This is a genomic window from Arthrobacter rhizosphaerae (assembly GCF_023062595.1).
Classification (GTDB): Bacteria; Actinomycetota; Actinomycetes; order Actinomycetales; family Micrococcaceae; genus Arthrobacter; species Arthrobacter rhizosphaerae.
This window is the reverse complement of record NZ_JALLAN010000006.1, coordinates 249,157-270,366: the sequence shown is the minus strand read 5'-3', so window position 1 is coordinate 270,366 and position 21,210 is coordinate 249,157. Positions and strand designations below refer to the sequence as shown.

The following is a 21,210-nucleotide window of genomic DNA, read 5'->3' as shown; positions in this document are numbered from 1 at the left end:
TGAGCGGGCGGTTGATGCCCGGATCTCTCACGCAAGTCCCCCGGATGAAGCTTGAGAGTCCCGCTTAGGGTGCCAAGACGTGAGACTCCTTGCCACCCATCGGGACGGGTGGAACAGTGATCCTGAATAACTGGACCGCCCGTCCCACACCACGCGTTCAAGTCACCGCGAGCGGGATCGGCTTTTCTTACCCGTCGCGACGCCGATACCGCGGACTGACGTTTCGATCGGGGGACGCCTCACTGGGGGAGCCTGATGGCGGACAGCGCGGAACTCAGGGTGTCGTGACACAAGGCGGACAGTCGGGACCACATCGTCACAATCGGACCCCGGTGTTGGTCTGATCAAGGACTGCGGGAAGTCTCATCTGCCGTTGTCTCGGTGTTAAAGGCCGCCAGCCATTGGCAGCGCGCACGAGGCGACGAAGAGGAGTTACTGGCCCCGTCATAAAACTCCCTTGGAACGGTCAATCGCCGTAGGCGAATGAACCTACGGCCGGACTACCAGCCATTCGGTTCAGCGTCGAAAACAGCGCTCATCATCGATTTTGGAGAATGTGTCATGTCTTTCCTTTCCCTGCCACCTGGGATTGGCAGTAGTTCTGCTCAAAAACCCCGTTCCACACGCAAGGTCGGCCCCAAGGGCAAAGGGCTTGCGGAGTATGACAAGCCACCGCTTCAAACAGGGGAGGCTCGTCTGTGGAGGACGCTGAACAGCGGCGACCGGGTGGAACTCATCCACGGGAACCACAGTAAAAGTGGAACCGTCGATGTGCGCACCCGGGACGGTAGTACCGTGTGGATCTTTCTCGACCATGGCATGGGTCGCATCTCAGTCACGCAAGGAGACGAGATCGCGTTAGTGCCCAGCGTGTAAACCGTTTTCCACGCCCCACTTCGTAGTCGAACGGTATCTCGGAGGACGGAAACGTCCTGAGTCATGTTGCGACCACAACTTCCCCATGTGACGCCAAGCGCATCATCAGATCAAGATTCGATCAAAAAAGGGACATTTACGCCCAAGAACTGTCGATTCGAACAATTCGACAATTACCCGTCCGTAGCATCTCCCATTGCCGCTGTGTTCTTTTGGTGGCAGCCCTGACCACGATCAACGTGAATTCGGGCCCTACAAACAGCCGCCAGGCCTCCATCCGAGAATTGGCGCGCTCAAAAAGAAAGTTCACTCTACGATGCTCAGATCTAGAAACCTTGCCGCCCGGAGACCCTTGGCCGCATCAAGCTTTACCCGTGCTATCGCGGGAGGTGCCGCCCTTATTGTCGTTGCGGCTGGATCCGCGGTTGCCGCCGTCGCAACATCAGGATCACCGACTTGCGTGAACCCGCTCGCGGGAACGCATAACTTCACAGTCATTGTGGAAGACAATGCTTCCCTCGGCTCAACCGGTGCGGGCGGCGAAATTGAGGGAAGCCTTGCTGCTGGCGGCGACGTCAGCTTTGGCCTCTACAACCTTTTGGACAACTCCGACGGCAGCGCGCTGCCGACGATCGGGAGTTCTGCCACTCAGCTCCTGGTAGGAGGGGCGGTCGACTACAGTACCGGCCAGAGGCTTGACCTGAATGCGGGATTCGGCAAGATCACCGACACCAACGGCCTGAGTGTTACAGCCGATGGGAGGCTCGTGCAGTATGACGCCAACCGCTACATAAAGTCGCAGTTCGGTGGCGGGCAGAGCAGCGTAGCGGACTACACGGCAGCAGCCGGAACTTACAGTGAGGCGTTTCCGTCTGACTACTTCGACCACCTGCGCGACCTGTCTACTCAGTACGCGGCTCTGACTGAAGGTGATGACACCGCGCTGGTTTCCGCCACAGGCAGCGGGGAGATCCACCTGGCCCTTCAAGAGGGCAAAACCAATGTGTGGAATGTTAGCGCTATCAATCTTGCTGCTGTTACTGCGGTAAATTTCGACGGAGCAACTCCCAGTGCTGATACGCGGCTGGTAGTCAACGTTATTCCCGACGGCTCCACCGACGTTGGAGGGGTGCGTTTCAACGGCGATACCGTCTCGGACCGATACTTCGCCCCCTGGGTGGTCTGGAACTTCAACGGCTGGGAAAACCTCCGCCTCGTTGGCGCGACAGAAATGAGTGGGGTGCTGCTGGCCCCCGACGCTGCGCTGGACTACAACCGAAACAACCCGCTTCGCGGCCAGATCCTTGCGGAGAGCCTGAACATCACCGCGGCCGGAGAAATCCACCACTGGAGCTACGCAGCCCCGGCTTGCACCGAAGTGACGGTTACGCCGTCAGCATCCGTTACGCCGTCCGCGTCCGTAACCCCGTCGCCGTCCGCGTCCGTAACCCCGACGCCGTCCGCGTCCGTAACCCCGACGCCGTCCGCGTCCGTAACCCCGACGCCGTCGGCATCCGTAACCCCGTCGCCGTCAGCGTCTGTAACCCCGTCGCCGTCGGCGTCCGTTACGCCGTCCGCGTCCGTAACCCCGACGCCGTCGGCATCTGTTACGCCGTCTGCGTCTGTAACCCCATCGCCGTCCGCGTCCGTAACCCCGACGCCGTCGGCATCCGTTACGCCGTCCGCGTCCGTAACCCCGACGCCGTCGGCATCCGTTACGCCGTCCGCGTCCGTAACCCCGACGCCGTCGGCATCCGTTACGCCGTCCGCGTCCGTAACCCCGACCCCGGAACGTACCTTTACGAACCCTGCTGTAGGGAGCGAAGAGCCAACGCCCACACCAGAGCCAACCGAAACTGAAACTGTTCCGAGTGGCCAGGCTGCGACACCCGGCCCCACGTCATCGACGACTGCGCCGGTTGCCTCGGTGCCTGAAGCCTCCGCCACGACGACAGGGACTTTGCAGAGTAATTCGTCAGGTCAGCTCGCAGAGACTGGCTTCGACCGTGCGTGGATGATCGCCGTCGCTCTCGTTCTGATGTTTGGTGGCGCTGTAGCCGTGGCACTGAACCGCCGTCATCAAGGCAAGCGGGCTGCCGGCAACAGGGCAGAACGCTAGCCCAAACCACTAGCGGTTTCCTCCTGTCACTCCCTGCCCTGTCGGGGGGATTGGCAGGAGGAACCACAGTGACTACAAAGCCGTTGCCATTTTGGCGTCACGAACGGCTATTTGGATCGTATAAGAACAAAGTAATTTCATCGCCTCCAGCGGTTCGGGGCCCATCGACGGGATGAATGACTGTGCAGAATTATGGGGGCATGGCGCCTGGCGAAACGACACAGCAGGACCGTTCGCGTTTTCACGCGGGGGGTACCATACCCGGGGGGAAGGTTGCGAGGCAGGCTGATCCATTGACCGCTGGCGTTTCCGAGGCCCACCTGATCGTGGGCGTGAGGGGCGGGGAACCTGCGGCAATGGCTCAGCTCTATGAGCGCCACCGGGTTCAGGGACTGCAGTTTGCCCGAACCCTCCTCAACTCATCTGAGGATGCAGAGGACGTACTGCACGAAGCCTTTACCAAGTCTGTTAGCGCTATCCGGAACGGGTTTGGCCCTACAGATACTTTCGGACCCTACCTGAGCACCTGCGTTCGGTCGGTGGCGAACTCCCTATGGATCAAACGTGCGCGGGAAAGTCCTTCCTTTTTGGACCACTTGGATGCCGACGCGGTAGAGGATCCTGCCCTGGAAACTGTCTTGTCGATATTCGAGCATGAGAACATCGCCGCGGCGATGCGGTCATTGCCTGAGCGATGGCGGACAGTGCTGTGGCATGCCGAGGTGATGGGTGAACCGCCCAGGAAGATTGCCCCGCTGCTTGGTATAGAACCCAATGCCGTCTCAGCACTGCTTATCCGGGCCCGTGCCGGACTTCGCGTGGCCTACGAGCTGCAGTCGCTCCCGAGGCCTGACTAAGCATGTCCAGCCGTAAGCAGGCGTAGCGAACGTTTCAGGGTGGTTGAACTGGAGGAACGGGTGGGGCGCCGAAACTGGTTCGGCGCCCCACTTTGTGGAGGATCCCTCCTAGTCGGCCCAGACGGACCGCAACGGCGTCACCTTCACCAACTTCAGGACGGCATTACCGTCAGTGGCGAAAGACTCGAGGCCGTCGCTGCCGGGATCGGGGAAGATCTGGTCCGTAATAACCACCGAGCCATCCTGGGCGAAGACTTCCACCGAGGACCAGTCCACCAGCACCCGCAGGGTCACCTCGCCGGTGGGGCCCACCTTCAACGGGGCCCGCTGCACCCCGGGGAAATCGGTGCTGAAGCCGACATCGCCCGACTTGGTCCGGTCGACAAAGACCTCGCCCGCTGACCGGTCGTAACCGATCCGGGTCTCCTGGCCGTTACCGGTGCGCACCTTCACTCCGAACTCGCTGGCCGTACCGGGTGCGAACGTTGCCGTCAGCTCGTAGGCCGTGCCTGTGGCCGGAAGCGGTGTGGAGCCTGCCGCCACTGGAACATTCTTGGCGTTCAGCACGGCTTCCTCGCGCAGGTCCTGCAGCTCGGCGACGGGTTGTTGTACCAGGCGCACACCGTCGGCGCTGCTGCGAAGACCCAGCTCGCGCGGAACTGTCATGGCACTGCGCCAGGGGTCAGTCGGGATCGAGCCGGAGTACTCCCAGTTGTTCATCCAGCCCATCATTACGCGGCGGTCAGAGGGGGCGTCATCGAACGTTACACCCGCGTAGTTGTCCTTGCCGTAGTCCACCCAATGCGCCCGCTGGACGCTGGACAGGGCCGGCGTGTCCGACAGGCTGAACTGGTCGGCCAAGATGTGGCCCCAGCCGCCGGTGTTGTTGTCTGCCACCACGATCCGGGCGGTCTTGCCTTGAAGGTTGCGAACGTCCCAGCCGTTCCAGTCGAGCGTCTCGCTGTCTGAGCCGGTGGCTGTTCTGACCACCTCGCCGTCGACGATCAGACGGACTGATGTATCGACGGCGCGTGCTGCCGCTGCCTCGTCGGAGAACATGATGTGGTCGACGTTGATGTGTCCCCAGCCGCCTGAGCTCTTGTCGACGATTTGGATCGAGGCGTTCTTGCCGGCGTACTCCGAGACGTCCCAGCCCGTCCAGTTGAGGGCCTCGTTGTTGGCTCCGCTGGCGGACCTGACGATCTCGCCGTCGACAATCAGGTCAACTGAGGTCGGCTCGCTGGCGGTAAAAGGGTGGTTGCCTCCGCCGACGAGCAGGTTGATGTGGCTCTTGGCGATGGTGAATTCCGGAGACGTGATGGTGCCCTGTGAGGCGTCGTGGTCGATGAAGGTGTTCACCAACTGCTCGCCGACATAACCGGTGACCTGCTGCTGATCTCCGATGGTGCCCTTCACCGGGGCGGTGCCCGCGAAGTCGCCTGTGGCCACCCATCCGGCGCCGTAGGCGCTTCCCTCGAAGTCCGCGAAGACCTCTCCTGCGGGCGGCAGGGGGTTGAGCGTGGACCCAGGAACGTAGGGGTGGTTGCCGCCGCCCACCTTGAAGTTGAGGTATCCGGCATTGAGAGTGAACTCGGGAGAGGTCAGCGTGCCGGTACCGCCATCAAAGTTGTTGAAGCTGTTGGCCAGCCCGGCACCCACCCAGTCGGAGACGCCGCCCTGACCGGGCAGGTTTCCTGTGGCAGGTGCTGTGCCGAAGGCGGTGCCGTCGGGCGTCCACCCGCTGTACGTGCCGTCGTCGAAACTGCCGACGTCGACGCCGGTCGGGGCGACGTACGGTTTGTCGTCCGAGACGAAGTTCTTGCCGTCGAAGGTTCCGGTGAAGTACTGGTTGGCCGATCCACCGGCGATGCCGCCCGAACCGATGTTGACCAGGAGTACCCATTTGGTCTTCTTCTTGTCGCCGTCCACAGGAAGCGGGAAGAGGTCCGGGCACTCCCAGACCCCGCCGGTGGCGCCGGCCGGACCGAAGTTGCTGAGGTGCTCCCAGGTCTTCAGGTCACTCGAGCGGTAAAAGGCCACCTTGCGCTCGGCACTCAGCGCCACGCTCATGATCCACTCCTGGCCTTGTTCGTACCAGAACACCTTGGGGTCACGGAAGTCACGTGATCCGATGTCGATGACAGGGTTGTCCGTGTACTTGGTGAACGTGCGGCCACGGTCTGTGCTGTAGGCAAGGGCCTGGGACTGGACGCCCGTGGCCTTGTCCAGGCGTGTGTATACCGCCACCATCGCAGGGTTGTCCTTGGTGCCGAACCCGCTGGTGTTGCTGGTGTCGATGACCGCGCTGCCTGAGAAAACCATCTCAGCGTCGTCGTGTGGGATTGCGACGGGCAGCTCACTCCAGTGCACCATGTCAGTACTGACGGCGTGGCCCCACGACATGTTGCCCCATTGGTTGCCCGAGGGGTTGTGCTGGTAGAAGAGGTGGTACTCGCCCTGGTAATACACCATCCCGTTCGGATCGTTCATCCAGTTCTTCTCCGGCGTGTAGTGGAACTGGGGCCGGTACTGCTCGGTGTAGGGGGCTGGTTCGGGTTCGACGGAGGAGGCGGGCGCGCCGGTGGCCATAGTGGCCGCGAGGGCCAAGGCAACGGTGGCCGCAGCGGTGGCCGGCCGCCATGTTCGGAGGCGTCTGCCCGAGCTTGGGATTGGGTAATTCACGAAACCACTTCCTTGTGATGGATGGGAAACTGCTTCTACGAGTAATACGTATAACTGACGCGGCTTCCCCTCCAAATGAAGTGGAGGGAAGACTTTTCGACGCGGCAAGCGTGCCACGCGGACTTCATGTCAGGCCGGGAGGTTGGCCAGGCGAAAGCTGCAAACGGTTATGCGTATAACTGTCGCAAACTGTATCCTGCATCACATTTAGCCGTCAATGGTCCGCCAACTCCAGGTGAGGCTGGTCCCAGACGATCCTGTGGACGCGGAGTCACACATCCGGCTGGTTATTGAAGCACTTCGCTGACGGGTGTGGCGGACTTGCAGGCAAGGGCGGCCCCGGGTTGACTTGCTGAATGAACGCCCACCGTCGCCCGCAAGACAACGGGCTGCCCATGCGAAGGCTGGTGCTCATCATCGGGCCGATCGCCTCGGGAAAAAGCACATTGGCTGAAACCCTTGCAGCCATGTTGCGTAGCAGCGGCGAGGCAGTGGTGGTTGTCGGGCTGGACACTGTGGCAGAGATGGCCCTGCCAACTCTGGCCGACTGGACCTGGGCACATGAGGTTCACGGGCAACTGGTTGGGGCCTGGCTGGAAAAGCCGATTCCGACGGTGATCGCCGAGGGGCCTGAAACACCTGAGGAAATAGAGCAGATCCTGCGTCATGTTGGTTCGGAGGTCCACGTCCAGAAGGTCCTGATTAGAGCAAGGTATGAAACAGCGTTGGCCCGCGCCCTCTCCGACCCGAGCCGCGGGCTGTCAAAGGACCCAGACTTTCTCCGGCGGATGTACCAGCGGTTCGAGGAGACACGAACGGACATCGCACCCGACCTCGAGTTCGACACCGAGGAATTGACCTCGAATGACATCGCGAAGGAGATCATTGAAGGACTTCCCAAGCTGCGATAAGTCATGCGAAAACCCGGATCACTCGGGCCACTTGACGAGGAAATCAAGATCGGGAACGCAGGCGCTCGGCCGGGGAAACCCAGCCGAGCGCCTGCACTATCCACCCTCGACCTCTTCCGGCCTTGGGTTTTTCGGAGCTACTTGAACATTGACTGCTGCAGTGGTGTAACGGTCAGGGACTTCAGGCCGGCAGTGCCGCCCTCGGCGAACAGTGCTACCTCGCCTGCACCCGCCACGGGGAACACCTGGTCAGTGATGGTGCGTTGGCCGCCCTGGGCGAAGACCTCCACTGAGGAGCGGTCCACGTAGATCCGCAGTGTCACGGTGCCGTCCGCGTTGGGTGTGACGGGAGCCGAGTCCACCGAAGTGAACAGGGGATGGAATCCTGTGTCGCCGGAGTTCCCCCGGTCCACGTAGACCTCACCGGTTGACGCGTCGTAGCCGATCACCGTTGAGTGCGTCCCGTCGCCCAGGACGGTGATCCCCGACTTTGCTGCTGTTCCGGGCGTGAACGTCAGGTCGATCCGCTGGACGTCACCGGAGGCCGATGCCGGCAGAGGATGCGTGCCAGGGGCAATAGTCCCACCCTTCTTGTCGCTGTAGCTCGCCTTGGTGCCCAGTTTGTCCACCTGCTTCACAGCCTGCTGGCTCAACCGGGGGCCTGCCGGGGTTTGCGTCAGCGAGACTTCGCGCGGCAGGGACATGGCGCTGCGCCACGGAGAGGTGGGGGTGGTGTTGGCGTAGTCCCAGTTGTTCATCCAGCCCAGCATGACGCGCTTGTCTTCGGGCATGTTGCCGAAGGACACCGAGGCGTAGTAGTCCCGGCCGTAGTCCAGCCAGTCGTAGGAGTTGATCCTGGGCTTTGCCGGTTCGGACGACGCGATGAATTCGTCTGCCAGTATGTGGCCCCAGCCGAAGCGGTTGTTGTCAACGATCCTGATCTGCGCCTGGCGGCCCTTGAACTCGGACACATTCCAGTTGGCCCAGTCCAGAACCTCACTGTTGGCTCCTGTCGCGGACCGGACAACTTGGCCGTCCACCACCAGGTTCACAGTGGTCTCGTCCGAACGGGGCACGGCCGCCTGGTCAGTCAGCATGACATGGTCGAGGGTAAGGTGACCCCAGCCGCCGGTGGCCTGATCGACGATCCGAAGCTGCGCCTGTTTGCCGGCAAACTCCGAAACGTCCCAGCCCTTCCAGTTGAGCTGGCCGGCGTCGTCCCCTGAGAGTGTCCGCACGACGCTGCCGTCCACCAGCAGCTGGGCCTCAAGCACCTGGCCGCTCTCGGGGCTGCGGTGGCCGCCGCCCACCAGCAGGCTGATGAAGTTGCGCGTGAGCGTGAACTCCGGCGATGTGAGTGTTCCTTGCCGATCATCGCCGGGCGTAACGCCGGTTTCCCACGTGTTGATGCGCTTGGCGCCGATGAAATAGTCCCCGCCGGAGGTAGCGGGCTGGAACGACGGCGCGAGGTCGCCGGTTCCGGTCCAGCCGGCGTCGGCGAGGGTGCTGCCATCGGGGACTTCAAAACCGTTGAACAGCAGGTCGCCTACCGGGGGAGTGTTGTCCAGTTTGTCGGACACCCTCGGGTGCTGGCCGCCGCCAATCAGGAAGTTGATGTAGTCGCTGTCAACGGTGAAGTCGGGGGAGGACATGGAGCCCACTGGCCAGTCCCCGTCGTTAAAGGAATTCACCAAGCCTGGGCCGGCAAAGCCGGTGACCGGGCTCTGGCCCGGGATGGATCCGGCCGCCGGTGCGTCGCCGAAGGGCCCGTTCTTCCAGTTGCCGGGCTCGTTGTTCACAGTCCAGCCGTTGTACGTGCCGTCGTTGAACCCCGCTATCGGCGTTCCGGCCGGCATGGCGTCACTTGGCTTTGTGCTTTCGGAAGTGAAGGTGGTGCCGTCGAAGCTGCCGACGAAGTATTGTCCTGCCGAACCCCCGGCCACGCCGCCCGGATTGATGTTGACCACCATGACCCATTTGATGTTGTTCGGATCGCCGTCCACGGCCAGCGGGAAGAGATCCGGGCACTCCCACAGCCCGCCGGTTGCGTTGGCCGGGCCGAACTCGCTGAGGGCTGTCCAGTCCTTAAGATTGGTGGACTTGTAGAGCAGCACCTTATGGTCCGCAGCCTCTACCGCTGTCATGACCCAGTAGCCGCCGCCGTCGGGTGAGCTGTACCAGAACACTTTGGGATCGCGGAAGTTGGTCGAATTCCGGTTCAGGACGGGATTTGCGCTGTATTTTGTCCAGGTCTGGCCGTCGTCGAGGCTGTACGCGAGCGACTGCGCCTGCAATCCGCGGTGCGGGGAGGCCTCCTTGTACGCGCTGGTGTAGATGGCCACCAAAGGCGGATTCTCCGCAGTTCCGAAGCCTGAGGAATTGTCCTTGTCCACCACAACGCTTCCCGAGAAAACGTCCTCCTGATCGTCCGTGGAGATGGCCAGCGGCTGCTCCTTCCAGTGCACCAGGTCCGGAGATGTGGCATGCCCCCACGACATGTTCCCCCATATGTTGCCCGAGGGGTTGTGCTGGTAGTAGAGGTGGTAAACCCCGTTGTGGAAAACCATCCCGTTGGGATCGTTCATCCAGTTTTTCTCCGGCGAGAAATGGACTGCCGGGCGGTACTGTTCCTGCCCGAGGCCGCCTTCGGGAGTGCCGACGTCGGACTCTCCCGCCGTGACGGGACCTGCCCCGGCGAGCAAGCCGGCGAGTGTTAGCCCCGCCAGCGTCATAGCCGAAAAAGAGTGAAACCTTGCCGTTCGTTTCGTGTGCATATTTAGAAATCGCCCTTCATTGCGCGTGCCTTTCCCCAGTAGACAACGTTGTCAGTGAAGGGAACGCTAGGCCAAGTCCAGGGGACAAGTCAATGAATAAAAAAGTTGTTGACACGCTTTAGTAACGCGCGTAACCTCGATTTCATGTCTTGGTAACGCGCTTTACTCACGAGGTGGAGGCGGACCTAAGAGACATCAGACCCAAGCACCATCGCCAGTCATAGCGCCGGCGTCAACGGAGACCACGGGAGAATTTCAATGGCGAATAACGGCCCCATCACTAAGGCGGCTGCAGTGCGGGATCGGGGCGTCACCATGAACGACGTCGCGAACTATGCGGGCGTCAGCCGTACCACGGTGTCTTTCGTTCTGAACAACCGCTCCACCGCCAATATCTCGGAAGAAACCCGCAAGCGGATTATTGAAGCTGTGCAGGAACTGGGCTACCGCCCAAACGCCGGCGCACGTGCATTGGCCTCCCAGCGAAGCGACTGGTACGGGCTGGTCACGGAAATCGTGACGGCTCCGTTTGCAGTAAACGTGATCAAGGGCGCCCAGGACCAAGCCTGGCTTGACCGCCGGTTCCTCCTCATTGCGCCTTCGGACCAGGCCGATGCCGTAGGACCCAACCAGGGCATGGAAGATGCGGCCATTGAAAAGCTGCTGGAACAACGAGTGGAAGGGCTTTTGTACGCGGCAACGTTCCACCGCGGCGTGCATGTTCCGCAAAGCGCCCATGAGGTTCCCACTGTCCTGATCAATTGTTTCGACGCGGACGGGAAGCTGCCCTCGATCGTCCCAAACGAACGCGCCGGCGGCAGGGTTGCCGTCGAACGTTTGCTCCTGGCTGGCCACCGCAGGATCGGAGTCATCAACCTGGACCCGAACATCCCGGCAGCCGTCGGGCGTTTGGACGGTGCACGCGACGCACTCGCGGGTGCCGGGCTGGAACTGGATCCGGAGCTGGTGGTGTCCGGATTTGCGACGGCGGATGGGGGCTACGAGGCGGCCTGCGAAATCCTGGACCGATATCCAGAAGGACAACGGCCAACCGCCCTGTTCTGCCTCAATGACCGCATGGCGATGGGCGCCTACGACGCCATCAAAGAACGGGGCCTGACCATCCCCGGGGACATCGCTGTGATCGGCTTCGACAACCAGGAACTGATTGCGGCCTACCTCAGGCCAAAGCTGACCACGGTTGCGTTGCCATTCGAAAAAATGGGCGCTCTGGGAGTCCAGACGCTCGCCGCTCTGACAGCAGGACAGCCGATCACTGCCGACCAGCAACTGGTCGACTGTCCGCTGCTAGAACGCTCTTCGGTCTGACCGTGAAATCAATGTCGAAGAGCTAACCCTTACCCACCCCTTCACCTTGCTGATGAAGATAGGAAAGAGATACCAATCATGACACAAGCCCGATACCTGAGGTCTGCCCGGCTGGCAGTGGCCGGACTGGCGGTAGGCGCTATGCTGCTCACCGGCTGCGCTGCCACCGTCAATAAGTCCGTCGGCTCCGACGCCGAAGCGAACGCGAACGCCTTCCTGACCATCCCGCGGGAGGACATGAGCACCTTCGACCGTAACTTCAATCCCTTTGCGCCCGCGGTGAATCCCATGGTCAACCAGGCGATCTACGAATCCCTGCTGATCTTCAACCCGGCCAAGGGGGACACGACGCCGTGGCTCGCCACCGAATGGAAGACTGCTGCTGACGGCAAATCCATCACCTTCACCTTGCGCGACGGCGTGAAGTGGTCCGATGGTCAGCCGCTGGTGGCCGACGACGTCGCCTACACCTTCGAACTTCAGAAGAAGATCAAGGGCGGCTTCGAGTACCTGGACAAGGTAACCGCTGAAGGAACCAACAAGGTGACCTTCACCTTCAACAAGCCTTGGTCTCCGGCGCTCTACGAAGTGGGCCAGCTACCCATTCTGCCCAAGCACATCTGGTCTGCGATCGCTGACCCGGCGAAGGACGCCAACGCCACGCCCGTGGGAACAGGACCTTACACGGAGGTCGATTCCTTCCAGGCTCAGTCCTACGCACTCAAGAAAAACCCCAACTACTGGCAGCCGGAAAAACAGAAGATTGCTGGCATTAAGATGCTTGCAATGTCCGGCAACGACGCAGCCAATCTGGCCAGCGTCAACGGGGATGTCGACTGGTCCACCCAGTTCATGCCAAACATCGAGAAGACCTTCATCTCCAAAGATAAGGAGCACCGCCACTACTGGTTCCCGCCCACGGGTGCCATGATCAATTGGCAGCTCAACACCACCAAGGCTCCGTTTAACGACCCAAAGGTGCGCAAGGCGCTCAGCATGGCCGTGGACCGCGACCAAGTGACCAAGATCGGGATGAGCGGCTACGCCCAGCCCGCCGACTGCACCGGCCTTTCCGGCAACTACGAGAAGTGGAAGAACCCGGCCGTCAAGGACAACTGCAGCTGGACCAAGCTCAACGTGGACGAAGCCAACAAAGTCTTGGACGAAGCCGGCTACCCCAAGGGGGCCGACGGCAAGCGCACCTTGAAGGATGGAACGCCTTTCGAGTTCAAGATCTCCGTGGGCGCCAGCTCCTCCGACTGGCTGTCCGTAGCCAACGTGATCTCACAGAACCTCCAAGCTGTGGGAGTAACGGCCAAGGTGGACTCTCCGGACTGGGCCTCCGTGGTGGCCGGATACGAACAGGGCACGTTTGACTCCGGCATTGTCTGGAGCGCCAACGATCCCAGCCCGTTCAAGTACTTCAAGAATGCCATGGGCAGCGCCACCGTGAAGCCGGTCGGCACCAAGACGTTCGACAACTACCACCGCTTTGGTGACCCCAAAGCCGATGCGCTCCTGCAGGATTTCGTGGCCGCCGGCGATGAAGCCAAACAGAGGGACGTCGCGTTCAAGCTCCAGGAAGAATACAACGACGCCGCCCCGCTGGTGCCGCTGTTCTCAGGACCTGAATGGGGCAACTACACGGACGTCCACTTCATGGGATGGCCGTCGCAGGACAACCCTTATGCCACACTTTCTGATCGTTCTCCTACCACGGTGCTGATTCTCACCACTTTGGAACCGCGCAAGTAACAGCTGGGCCCCGCAGGGCCCAGCAGCCCGGCATGTCCGGCGCCGGATCACCGCGCCGGACATGCCGCCCCCTCCCAATGCCGCAATACCTGAATGGAGGAAACCGTGCGTTTTATCCTGCGCCGACTGGGTTTCTACCTGATCGCCTTCTGGGCGTCCATCACCTTGAACTTCCTGCTCCCGCGCTTCATGCCCGGTGACCCCGTCTCGCGCATGTTTGCCCGCACCCAGGGCAAGATGCAGCCTGAACAGATCGACGCACTGCGTAAGCTGCTCGGTGTGGACGACCGTCCCATCTGGGAGCAGTACATCGACTATCTGCACAACATTGTCACGGGCAACATGGGCATTTCGATTTCCCGTTTCCCCACTCCGGTCACCGAGGTTATCTCGTCCCAGATCGGCTGGACCCTCCTGCTGGGCGGTACCGCGCTGGTGATTGCTGCCGTCGTGGGCAACCTGCTGGGCATCCTTGCGGCCTGGCGACGCGGCGGGGTGATCGATTCGGCGCTGCCGCCGGTGCTGGTGTTCATCGGCTCGTTCCCGTACTTCTGGCTCGCGATGGGTGCCCTGTATTTGTTCGGCGTGGTGCTGGGCTGGTTCCCGATCCGCCACGCGTTCACGGACGGATTGGAGCCCGCGTTTACCTGGGAGTTCATCGGCGACGTCGGTGCTCACCTTGTACTTCCGGCGTTAACGATTGTGCTGGTATCCATAGGCGGCTGGATGTTGGGCATGCGGAACACCATGATCGCCACGAATTCGGAGGATTACATCACCATGGCCGAGGCCAAGGGTCTCCGGCCGGGCCGGATCATGCTCCGCTATGCAGCACGGAACGCCATGTTGCCGTCGGTCACGAGCTTCGGCATGGGGCTGGGCTTTGTGGTGGGTGGTGCGCTGCTCACCGAGGTGGTCTTCGCATACCCCGGTGTTGGCTACCAGCTGCTCAATGCAGTCCAAGGCCTCGACTACCCGCTCATGCAGGGCCTGTTCCTGACCATCACCGCCGCCGTGCTGTTGGCGAACTTCCTGGTGGACATCCTCTACGTCCGCCTCGACCCGCGCGTGCGCAGCAACTGAGGGACCCATCATGACAACCGCAATTCTGAAGCAGCCCACTCAGCCCACAGCTGTCCGCAAGCCCAACCGCAGTTTCGTCCACGGGCTTATCACCAACAAGAAGGCCCTGGTGGGCATGATCGTGATGCTCGTGTTCATCGTGCTTGCTTTGCTGGCCCCCATCCTGTTCCCCGGAGACCCGTCGCGGATCACCGCGATGGCCTCGCTTGAACCGTCTCCCGAGCACTGGCTGGGCACCACTGCCAAAGGGCAGGACGTGCTTGCCCTGACTGTCCACGGCTCCCGCAGTTCCCTGTTCGTTGGGTTGACTGTGGGCTTCGCGTCCACCTTCATCGGAATTTTGGTGGGCCTGGCCTCGGCGTACTTTGGCAAGTTCATTGATGAAGCACTATCCCTGGTGACCAACGTCTTCCTGCTCCTGCCCGGACTGCCGCTTCTTGTCATCCTGGCCGCGTTCCTCCCGCCGGGTCTGGGAACCGTGATCCTGGTCCTCATTGTCACCGGCTGGGCCGGGTCGGCACGTGTATTGCGCTCGCAGGCGCTGTCCATCCGCTCAAAGGACTTTGTGGCCGCCGCCGTGGTGTCTGGCGAACGGGCGGGCCGGATCATGTTCCGCGAGATCCTGCCGAACATGGCCTCAATCGTCATGGGTACCCTGCTGGCCTGCGTGATCTACGGCATCGGCGCACAGGCAGGCCTGGAGTTCCTTGGCTTGGGTGACGTCAGCACTGTCTCCTGGGGCAACAACCTCTTCTGGGCCGGCAACGAGGGTGCCCTGCTGACCGGCAGCTGGTGGGTCTTTGTTCCCTCGGGTGTCTGCATCGCGCTGGTCGCATTCGCACTGGCGCTCATCAACTACGCCGTGGACGAGGTCACCAACCCCCGGCTGCGGAAGATCAAAGCCCCAAAGATTACCGAAAGGAGCGCCGCAAAGTGACAGTCTCCCAAGTTTCCTTCGGCTCCCATGAGCCCGTCCTCGAGGTCAAGAACCTCACCGTCAAGTACATCGGTGACACCCGCTCCACCACCGCCGTCGACCGTGTTTCCTTCAGCATCGGCACCGGTGAGGTGTTCGGGCTGGCCGGGGAGTCCGGCTGCGGGAAGTCCACCATCGCCAACTCGATCATGCGCCTCCTGAAGGATCCCGCGAAGATCGCCGGCGGCAGCATCTCCTTCGGCGGCAAGGACGTCCTGGCCATGAGCCCGGAGGAGCTGCGGCGCTTCCGCTGGCAGGACGTGGCCATGGTGTTCCAGTCGGCCATGAACTCGCTGAACCCGGTGCTGACCATCGGCGAGCAGATCATGGATATTTTCACCACACATGCGGGCTACTCGCGCAAGGAATCGCTGCGGCGGGCAGGTGAGTTGCTCGAATTGGTGAGGATCGACTCCGCACGCCTCAAGTCCTACCCGCACCAGCTCTCGGGCGGCATGCGCCAGCGTGCCGTGATTGCCATGGCCGTGGCGCTCAAGCCGTCCCTTTTGATCCTGGACGAACCCACCACTGCGCTCGACGTGGTGGTGCAGCAGGAAATCATGGCCCAAATCAAGGAACTCCAACGCGAACTGGGCTTCTCCGTCCTCTTCATCACCCACGACATGTCCCTTATGGTGGAGCTCTCGCACCGCATGGCGGTGATGTACGGCGGCCGGATCGTGGAGACCGCCAAGGCCCAGGATGTCTACACCAACCCCCGCCACCCCTACACTCAGGCGCTGATGAGTGCGTTCCCGCCGCTCACCGGTCCGCGGGTTCCGTTGACGGGACTACCCGACGGCGTGAAGTTCCGGAACATCCCGGACCTTACCGAAGCAGCACCCGGCCATTTCGTGGCACCCGTCAGTGCCGACAATTCAGCGGCTGACACCGCCATCATGGAAGGAGCCGCACGATGAGTCACGCAGTACTGTCACCCCAGCGCCCCTCCGCCGACACCGAAGGTCCAGCCCTCGAGGTCCGCGGACTGGGGAAGTCTTTCCCTATAGGTGGTTTATTCTCCCGGGATTCCGTCCGAGCCCTGCACGGCGTGGATCTGACCATTGGCCGCGGCGAAATTGTGGCCCTGGTGGGAGAGTCCGGCTCCGGCAAAAGTACTCTGGCCCGCTGTGTGGCGCGGCTCGAAAAGCCGAGCTCCGGGCAGATCCTGATTGACGGCGTCGACGTCCTCAAGCGCGACCGTTTCCAGGCATCCCGAGCCTTCCGCTCCCAACTGCAGATGGTCTTCCAGGATCCCTTCGGCTCGCTGAATCCTGCCCACAGAGTGGAGCACTTCCTGCGGAGGTCGCTGGCGATCCACCGGAAGGGCGGCAGCTCCGAGACAGAGACGCAACAGCGGCTCGAGGAGCTTATGACCACCGTGGGCCTGCAGGCCGACATGCTGAACTCCTACCCGCACGAGCTCTCCGGCGGGCAGCGCCAGCGCGTCGCCATCGCCCGGGCTTTGGCTGTTGAGCCGCAAGTCATCCTCGCCGACGAACCCACCTCCATGCTGGATGTTTCGGTCCGGATCGGCGTGCTGAACCTGATGCGAAAGCTCCGCGATGAGCAGGGAATCTCCATGCTTTACATAACGCACGATCTCGCCTCTGCCAGATACCTCGCGGACCGGACGGCGGTCATGTTCGCGGGAGAGCTCGTTGAAGAAGGGGAATCCCTGGACCTCCTGGCCAACCCTGCCCACCCCTACACGCAACTGCTGGTCTCAGCGGTCCCGGATCCGGCCCGGTCGGGATCCTACGATCCCGTCCGCCGTGCCGGGCTGCGGCAGGCTGTGATGGCCTCGACCACTTGCATGTTCGATGGCGACCCAAACCAGGCCTGCTCAGCCGAGGAACCCGTTCGCCACCGCGTGGGCGAGACCGAAAACAGTCACTGGGTGCGCTGCCACCTATACCGCCCGCAAGCTGGAGCTGGCGGCCATGCCCTGGCAACTGAACCTACCGATAACGAAGCATCCGCATGACAGAACTTACGCACCCGCTGGCTACCGTGCCCCGAGACGAACTCGTCGCCCGGGCGGCAGCAGACCCGCTCCGGCCCCGCTTCCACTTTGTATCCCCGGCGGGTTGGCTCAACGATCCCAACGGAGTTTCACAGTGGGAGGGCACCTATCACCTCTTCTACCAGTACAACCCCGAGGGCGCCTTCCATCACCGCATCCTCTGGGGCCACGCCACCAGCACGGACCTCGTTACGTGGAAGGACCAGCCCGTGGCGCTATCTCCGGGCGGGCCGGACAGCACCGACGCTGACGGTTGCTGGTCCGGGGTTTTGGTGAACGATGCCGGCACGCCCACCATCGTCTACTCCGGCCGGCACGGGGAGCATGAGCTGCCTTGTGTCGCGATCGGGAGCCCGGACCTGCTCAGCTGGACCAAGTTGCCCGAGAACCCCGTGATAGCCGCACCACCTGCCGACGTCGACATCACCGCTTACCGCGATCACTGTGTCTGGGAGGAGGGAGGCCGCTGGCGGCAGCTGGTCGGGTCAGGCATCCGCGGGCGCGGCGGAACGGCCTTCCTATACGAATCGACGGACCTCCGGACTTGGGAGTACCTCGGTCCGCTCTGCATCGGCGACTCGTCCCGGGGCGCCCGCACGGACCCGGACTGGACGGGCACCATGTGGGAGTGCGTGGACCTGTTCCGTGCCGACGGCGGCGCTCCGGGTCAGCTGCCGGACGCGTCGGGCGCTTTAGGCGGTGCTCCAAGCCTCTTGGATGGGGATTCGCATGTGCTGGTCTTTTCGGCCTGGGACGACGGCGTGACCCACCATCCCCTGTATTGGACGGGGCGATACTCAGGCGACGTGTTTGAGCCGCACGCCCTGCACCGGCTCGACTACGGCGGCCGCTATTTCTACGCACCGCAGTCGTTCCAGGATGAGTCGGGCCGCCGGATCATGTTCGGATGGCTCCAGGAAGGGCGCGAAGCGGACACCTCTGTGGAAGCAGGATGGTCGGGGGTAATGAGCCTCCCGCGGGTTGTCTCGCCTGACTCTGACGGTTCCTTGTTCTTCGCGCCAGTGCCCGAGATCGCCGCACTGCGCCGGGAGCACGTGAGTGTGGCTCCGGATGTGATTGCGGCATCCGCATCCGGACCAGGTGCCGTAACCGGCGTTTCTGGCCTCCAACTGGACCTTGAGCTGGAGCTGGAACTGGACCCCGGCGCCGTCGTCCGCCTGGGTGTGCTGGAGACGAGGGATGCCGACGGAACCGCGATCGAGCAGACCGCCGTCGAGCTTTCCCGCGAGGATGCCAGCGACAGCAACGGTGCTGGCTCGAGTCATGGCACACTGCGGCTCGACCGGACCCGGAGCAGCCTGGAAGGCGGCGTCGACACTGATTCCAGGGAGGGACCGGTTCCCATGCCCGGCGGGCGGGTATCCCTGCGTGTCATCGTGGACCGTTCCGCCGTCGAGATTTTTGCCAACGGCAAGCCCCTCACGGCACGCGTGTATCCACGGCTTGGCGGAGGGGGCATCAGCCTCGATGCCACCGAAGGCACAACCCGCGTGGTCCGCTTCGACGCCTGGACCATGGGGGAGATCTTCGGAAGCGAGCGCCTGCTCTTTCCCTGAACTAGGGCCCTTGCCTTGCCTTCATCCTTTGCCTCCGGGTAGCGGAACGCAGTTGGACGATCCGGGCGGCCCCCGAGATGGCCACGAGAATGCCTCCACCCACGGCTGCAATGACCAATGCGATGCCTACAGGCACCGACCCGATCAACCCGAAAAACCTCACCTGTATGTAGTCCTGGTTCTGAAGGATGAAAACGATCATCACCACCATCACGGCCAGTGAGGTGGCGACGGCCGCCCAGAGCATGCCGGTCCTCGTGGCGGCGTTGTCCTTGGAGCGAGGGTGCCCTTCCCTGCCCTCGTCGGCCACGGGTAGGGTGCTCTCGCTCACGGCAAGACTCCGATCCGCGACATGAGCTGGTTCATTGCGGCGACGTTCATGTGAGATTGACGTCAGTAAGCCCAGATCGTGACGTTAAGCGGCACGCATGTCATTCGTGACGTGAAAGTCCTTAACAAGTTGGGTGGTATTCGTCACGATTCCCACCTGGCAACGTTTTAAGAGTGTCGGATCGAAAAAGCGGGATCTGGCGCCCCTACTTAATCTGGCGAGCACATCTCGCAATAACTATGGAGAGCCGTCACGTGAGAAAACCTCAAATCGGGAAGCCACCCCTCGTATCCTGGACGGTCCAATCAACGCTGCGTGACGATGTGGCAGATCCACACGCACACACAGCGTTCATCCGCACCTACACGGAGATGTGGCCCGGGCGCTATGGTCGGTTGGCCCACGCCGTGCGGGCTCGTGATTGGGACCAGGCAATGGACGCTGCCCTGAGCCTCAGGTCCTCCAGCGAAATGCTTGGCGCCGTTAACCTTGCCAGACTGGCCCTGGCCGTGGAACAGGCCATCCGGAGCAGGCAACTTCACGCCGCCGGAATGCTCTTGCCGGGATTGAAGTCCTGCGGCGAGGATACGATGTCCGTTCTCCTCCGGGGCCCTAACGCCGCGGCGGAGCCCACAGGAAACCGTTTCTAGCTCAGTCACAGATCCGGGATGCGCCTGGCGCACCTCACCGGCGCCCCGCATGCAGGGCCAGTTCCAGCTCGAAGCGTGCCTTGGGATCCTCAAGGGCCTCGCCGAAGAGTTCGCGGAGTTGGGCGGCCCGGTAGCCTACCGTCTGCGGGTGGATACCCAGCTCGGCGGCAACCGGGCCTCGCTGGCCCCAATGCCGCAGCCAGGACAGGAGCGTCTCCGCCAACCGCTCGCGTTGGGCCGGGCGCAAGGCCTCCAAGGGGGCCAGCCGGCGGTTGGCGAGTTCAGCAATCGCAGACGGTTCGGAACCCAGGATGATCTTGGAGAGGTGCTCGTCGGCCCACACGGGACCTTCCTCCGGTCCTTCCCGCGGTGGCAACACCGAGGCAGCAAGAACGGCCAGCCGCAGGGAATCAGGCACCTTTTCCCAGCCCACGGCGGGTCCAACTGAGGCGGAGCGCCCGCGCAACGCGTTTTCCAACTGCCCGCGGGTGGCTGGGGAGTTGCGGGCGGGAACGAGTGCCACGACGTCGGTTTCACGCTCCACCACCAAGGTCCCCGCGCCAAGCTGCAGCCGGAGCCCGGCGGTACGGTCAAGTGGCATGGTCACCACCCTCAGCTCCTCAGGAATGGCCCAGTCGGCCATGGACGCCTTCTGCCGGAGCGCAGCTTCATCGGCCTGGCCGGACAACAGGAGTTCAAGCAGTTCGGTGCGCCGCCGTTCCACCGCTCCTGCGCGCTCAGACTGTTCAAACGCGAAGGCCTCAGCGCTGACGGCGGACAGCTCATCAATGTAGGCGAGGATGGATTCGCCGAGTGCCACAACCACGTTCAGCCCCAGGTTCCGGTCCATGGAGATCCTCGACATCTCACGGAAGGTCACCCGGGCGCTCATGCGGTACGCGCTGAGGAGGGCATCCATGCTCCTGCCCTGCCGGAACTCCCCGCTTCCCAGGCCGGCAACCAGCTGCCTGCTTTCCTCGGACAGGGCAGGCAATCTGGTGCCGGGAAGCTGGAGGAACCGGTCGAGGGCCGCTCCCACTCCGCGCCGCAGCCCCCGGCCAAAGCGGCCTTCAATGGGGCGTGCGTAAGCGGGCACCAGCTGGGGTACGGACTCGATAATGGCCTCAACAATGCCGGGCATCAGAGGACGCAGTATTTCACTGACTTCCACCGGAAGCTCCAGCCAGGGAGGTTCATGGGCCGGGGTGGCTTGACTCTTCTTGGAGGGATGGTTCATGAGAGACTTCCATAAGTTGTTTCGGGG

The 21,210-nt window shown here is 62.5% G+C and carries 15 protein-coding genes; 11 read left to right on the top strand and 4 right to left on the bottom strand.

The window, feature by feature from the left end:
* Positions 1-1,192: 1,192 nt before the first annotated feature.
* Both MU551_RS10935 and MU551_RS10930 read left to right on the top strand, forming a co-directional pair.
* A complete protein-coding gene (locus tag MU551_RS10935; RefSeq protein ID WP_247043995.1) occupies positions 1,193-2,995 on the top strand; it encodes a collagen-binding domain-containing protein in 1,803 nt (600 codons plus the stop codon).
* A gap of 293 nt (positions 2,996-3,288) precedes the next feature.
* Positions 3,289-3,852, top strand: coding sequence for an RNA polymerase sigma factor (locus MU551_RS10930; protein ID WP_247043993.1), 564 nt, complete (start codon positions 3,289-3,291; stop codon positions 3,850-3,852).
* 108 nt (positions 3,853-3,960) lie between these two features.
* On the opposite strand, the gene MU551_RS10925 is transcribed toward MU551_RS10930, so the two are convergent.
* Positions 3,961-6,534 carry a GH32 C-terminal domain-containing protein gene (locus tag MU551_RS10925; protein ID WP_308198301.1) on the bottom strand — a complete coding sequence of 858 codons (2,574 nt, stop codon included), beginning with the start codon at positions 6,532-6,534 and terminating at the stop codon, positions 3,961-3,963.
* A gap of 356 nt (positions 6,535-6,890) precedes the next feature.
* On the opposite strand from MU551_RS10925, the gene MU551_RS10920 reads away from it, so the two are divergent.
* Complete coding sequence (locus tag MU551_RS10920; RefSeq protein ID WP_247043990.1) at positions 6,891-7,445, top strand: AAA family ATPase; 555 nt, start codon at positions 6,891-6,893, stop codon at positions 7,443-7,445.
* Between the two features lie 137 nt (positions 7,446-7,582).
* On the opposite strand, the gene MU551_RS10915 is transcribed toward MU551_RS10920, so the two are convergent.
* Positions 7,583-10,177: a GH32 C-terminal domain-containing protein gene (locus MU551_RS10915; RefSeq protein WP_247043988.1), complete on the bottom strand. Its 2,595-nt coding sequence runs from the start codon at positions 10,175-10,177 to the stop codon at positions 7,583-7,585.
* A gap of 300 nt (positions 10,178-10,477) precedes the next feature.
* On the opposite strand from MU551_RS10915, the gene MU551_RS10910 reads away from it, so the two are divergent.
* The 7 genes from MU551_RS10910 (at position 10,478) to MU551_RS10880 (ending at position 18,965) form a co-directional block, all read left to right on the top strand.
* The gene (locus MU551_RS10910) at positions 10,478-11,548 is read left to right on the top strand and encodes a LacI family DNA-binding transcriptional regulator (protein WP_247043986.1); all 1,071 of its coding nucleotides are present in this window, start codon (positions 10,478-10,480) and stop codon (positions 11,546-11,548) included.
* Positions 11,549-11,626: 78 nt separating this feature from the next.
* The gene (locus MU551_RS10905; RefSeq protein WP_247043978.1) at positions 11,627-13,303 is read left to right on the top strand and encodes an ABC transporter substrate-binding protein; all 1,677 of its coding nucleotides are present in this window, start codon (positions 11,627-11,629) and stop codon (positions 13,301-13,303) included.
* 105 nt (positions 13,304-13,408) lie between these two features.
* Positions 13,409-14,386 carry an ABC transporter permease gene (locus MU551_RS10900; RefSeq protein ID WP_247043975.1) on the top strand — a complete coding sequence of 326 codons (978 nt, stop codon included), beginning with the start codon at positions 13,409-13,411 and terminating at the stop codon, positions 14,384-14,386.
* Positions 14,387-14,396: 10 nt separating this feature from the next.
* Positions 14,397-15,323 carry an ABC transporter permease gene (locus MU551_RS10895; protein ID WP_247043973.1) on the top strand — a complete coding sequence of 309 codons (927 nt, stop codon included), beginning with the start codon at positions 14,397-14,399 and terminating at the stop codon, positions 15,321-15,323.
* Positions 15,320-16,282, top strand: a complete 963-nt coding sequence (locus tag MU551_RS10890) for an ABC transporter ATP-binding protein (RefSeq protein ID WP_247043971.1) — start codon at positions 15,320-15,322, stop codon at positions 16,280-16,282. Before MU551_RS10895 ends, MU551_RS10890 begins: the two co-directional genes overlap by 4 nt.
* Positions 16,279-17,349: an ATP-binding cassette domain-containing protein gene (locus MU551_RS10885; RefSeq protein WP_247043969.1), complete on the top strand. Its 1,071-nt coding sequence runs from the start codon at positions 16,279-16,281 to the stop codon at positions 17,347-17,349. Before MU551_RS10890 ends, MU551_RS10885 begins: the two co-directional genes overlap by 4 nt.
* Entirely contained in the window at positions 17,346-18,965 is a 1,620-nt protein-coding gene (locus MU551_RS10880) for a glycoside hydrolase family 32 protein (protein WP_247043967.1), read from the top strand. Before MU551_RS10885 ends, MU551_RS10880 begins: the two co-directional genes overlap by 4 nt.
* A gap of 1 nt (position 18,966) precedes the next feature.
* On the opposite strand, the gene MU551_RS23490 is transcribed toward MU551_RS10880, so the two are convergent.
* Complete coding sequence (locus MU551_RS23490) at positions 18,967-19,296, bottom strand: LapA family protein (RefSeq protein ID WP_247043965.1); 330 nt, start codon at positions 19,294-19,296, stop codon at positions 18,967-18,969.
* Positions 19,297-19,550: 254 nt separating this feature from the next.
* Here MU551_RS23490 and MU551_RS10870 point away from each other — a divergent pair, with 254 nt between their 5' ends.
* On the top strand, positions 19,551-19,946 hold the full coding sequence (locus MU551_RS10870; RefSeq protein WP_247043963.1) for an Hpt domain-containing protein: 396 nt from the start codon (positions 19,551-19,553) through the stop codon (positions 19,944-19,946).
* A 34-nt stretch (positions 19,947-19,980) separates the two neighbouring features.
* Here MU551_RS10870 and MU551_RS10865 read toward each other — a convergent pair whose 3' ends face one another.
* Positions 19,981-21,183, bottom strand: a complete 1,203-nt coding sequence (locus tag MU551_RS10865) for a PucR family transcriptional regulator (protein ID WP_247043961.1) — start codon at positions 21,181-21,183, stop codon at positions 19,981-19,983.
* Between the last annotated feature and the right edge of the window lie 27 nt (positions 21,184-21,210).

Bases quoted from the DNA above. Each gene is read 5' to 3' on its own strand.
- MU551_RS10935 (WP_247043995.1), top strand. From the start codon at position 1,193: ATGCTCAGATCTAGAAACCTTGCCGCCCGGAGACCCTTGGCCGCATCA.
- MU551_RS10920 (WP_247043990.1), top strand. From the start codon at position 6,891: ATGAACGCCCACCGTCGCCCGCAAGACAACGGGCTGCCCATGCGAAGG.
- MU551_RS10915 (WP_247043988.1), bottom strand. From the start codon at position 10,177: ATGACGCTGGCGGGGCTAACACTCGCCGGCTTGCTCGCCGGGGCAGGT.
- MU551_RS10910 (WP_247043986.1), top strand. From the start codon at position 10,478: ATGGCGAATAACGGCCCCATCACTAAGGCGGCTGCAGTGCGGGATCGG.
- MU551_RS10905 (WP_247043978.1), top strand. From the start codon at position 11,627: ATGACACAAGCCCGATACCTGAGGTCTGCCCGGCTGGCAGTGGCCGGA.
- MU551_RS10895 (WP_247043973.1), top strand. From the start codon at position 14,397: ATGACAACCGCAATTCTGAAGCAGCCCACTCAGCCCACAGCTGTCCGC.
- MU551_RS10885 (WP_247043969.1), top strand. From the start codon at position 16,279: ATGAGTCACGCAGTACTGTCACCCCAGCGCCCCTCCGCCGACACCGAA.
- MU551_RS10880 (WP_247043967.1), top strand. From the start codon at position 17,346: ATGACAGAACTTACGCACCCGCTGGCTACCGTGCCCCGAGACGAACTC.
- MU551_RS10865 (WP_247043961.1), bottom strand. From the start codon at position 21,183: ATGAACCATCCCTCCAAGAAGAGTCAAGCCACCCCGGCCCATGAACCT.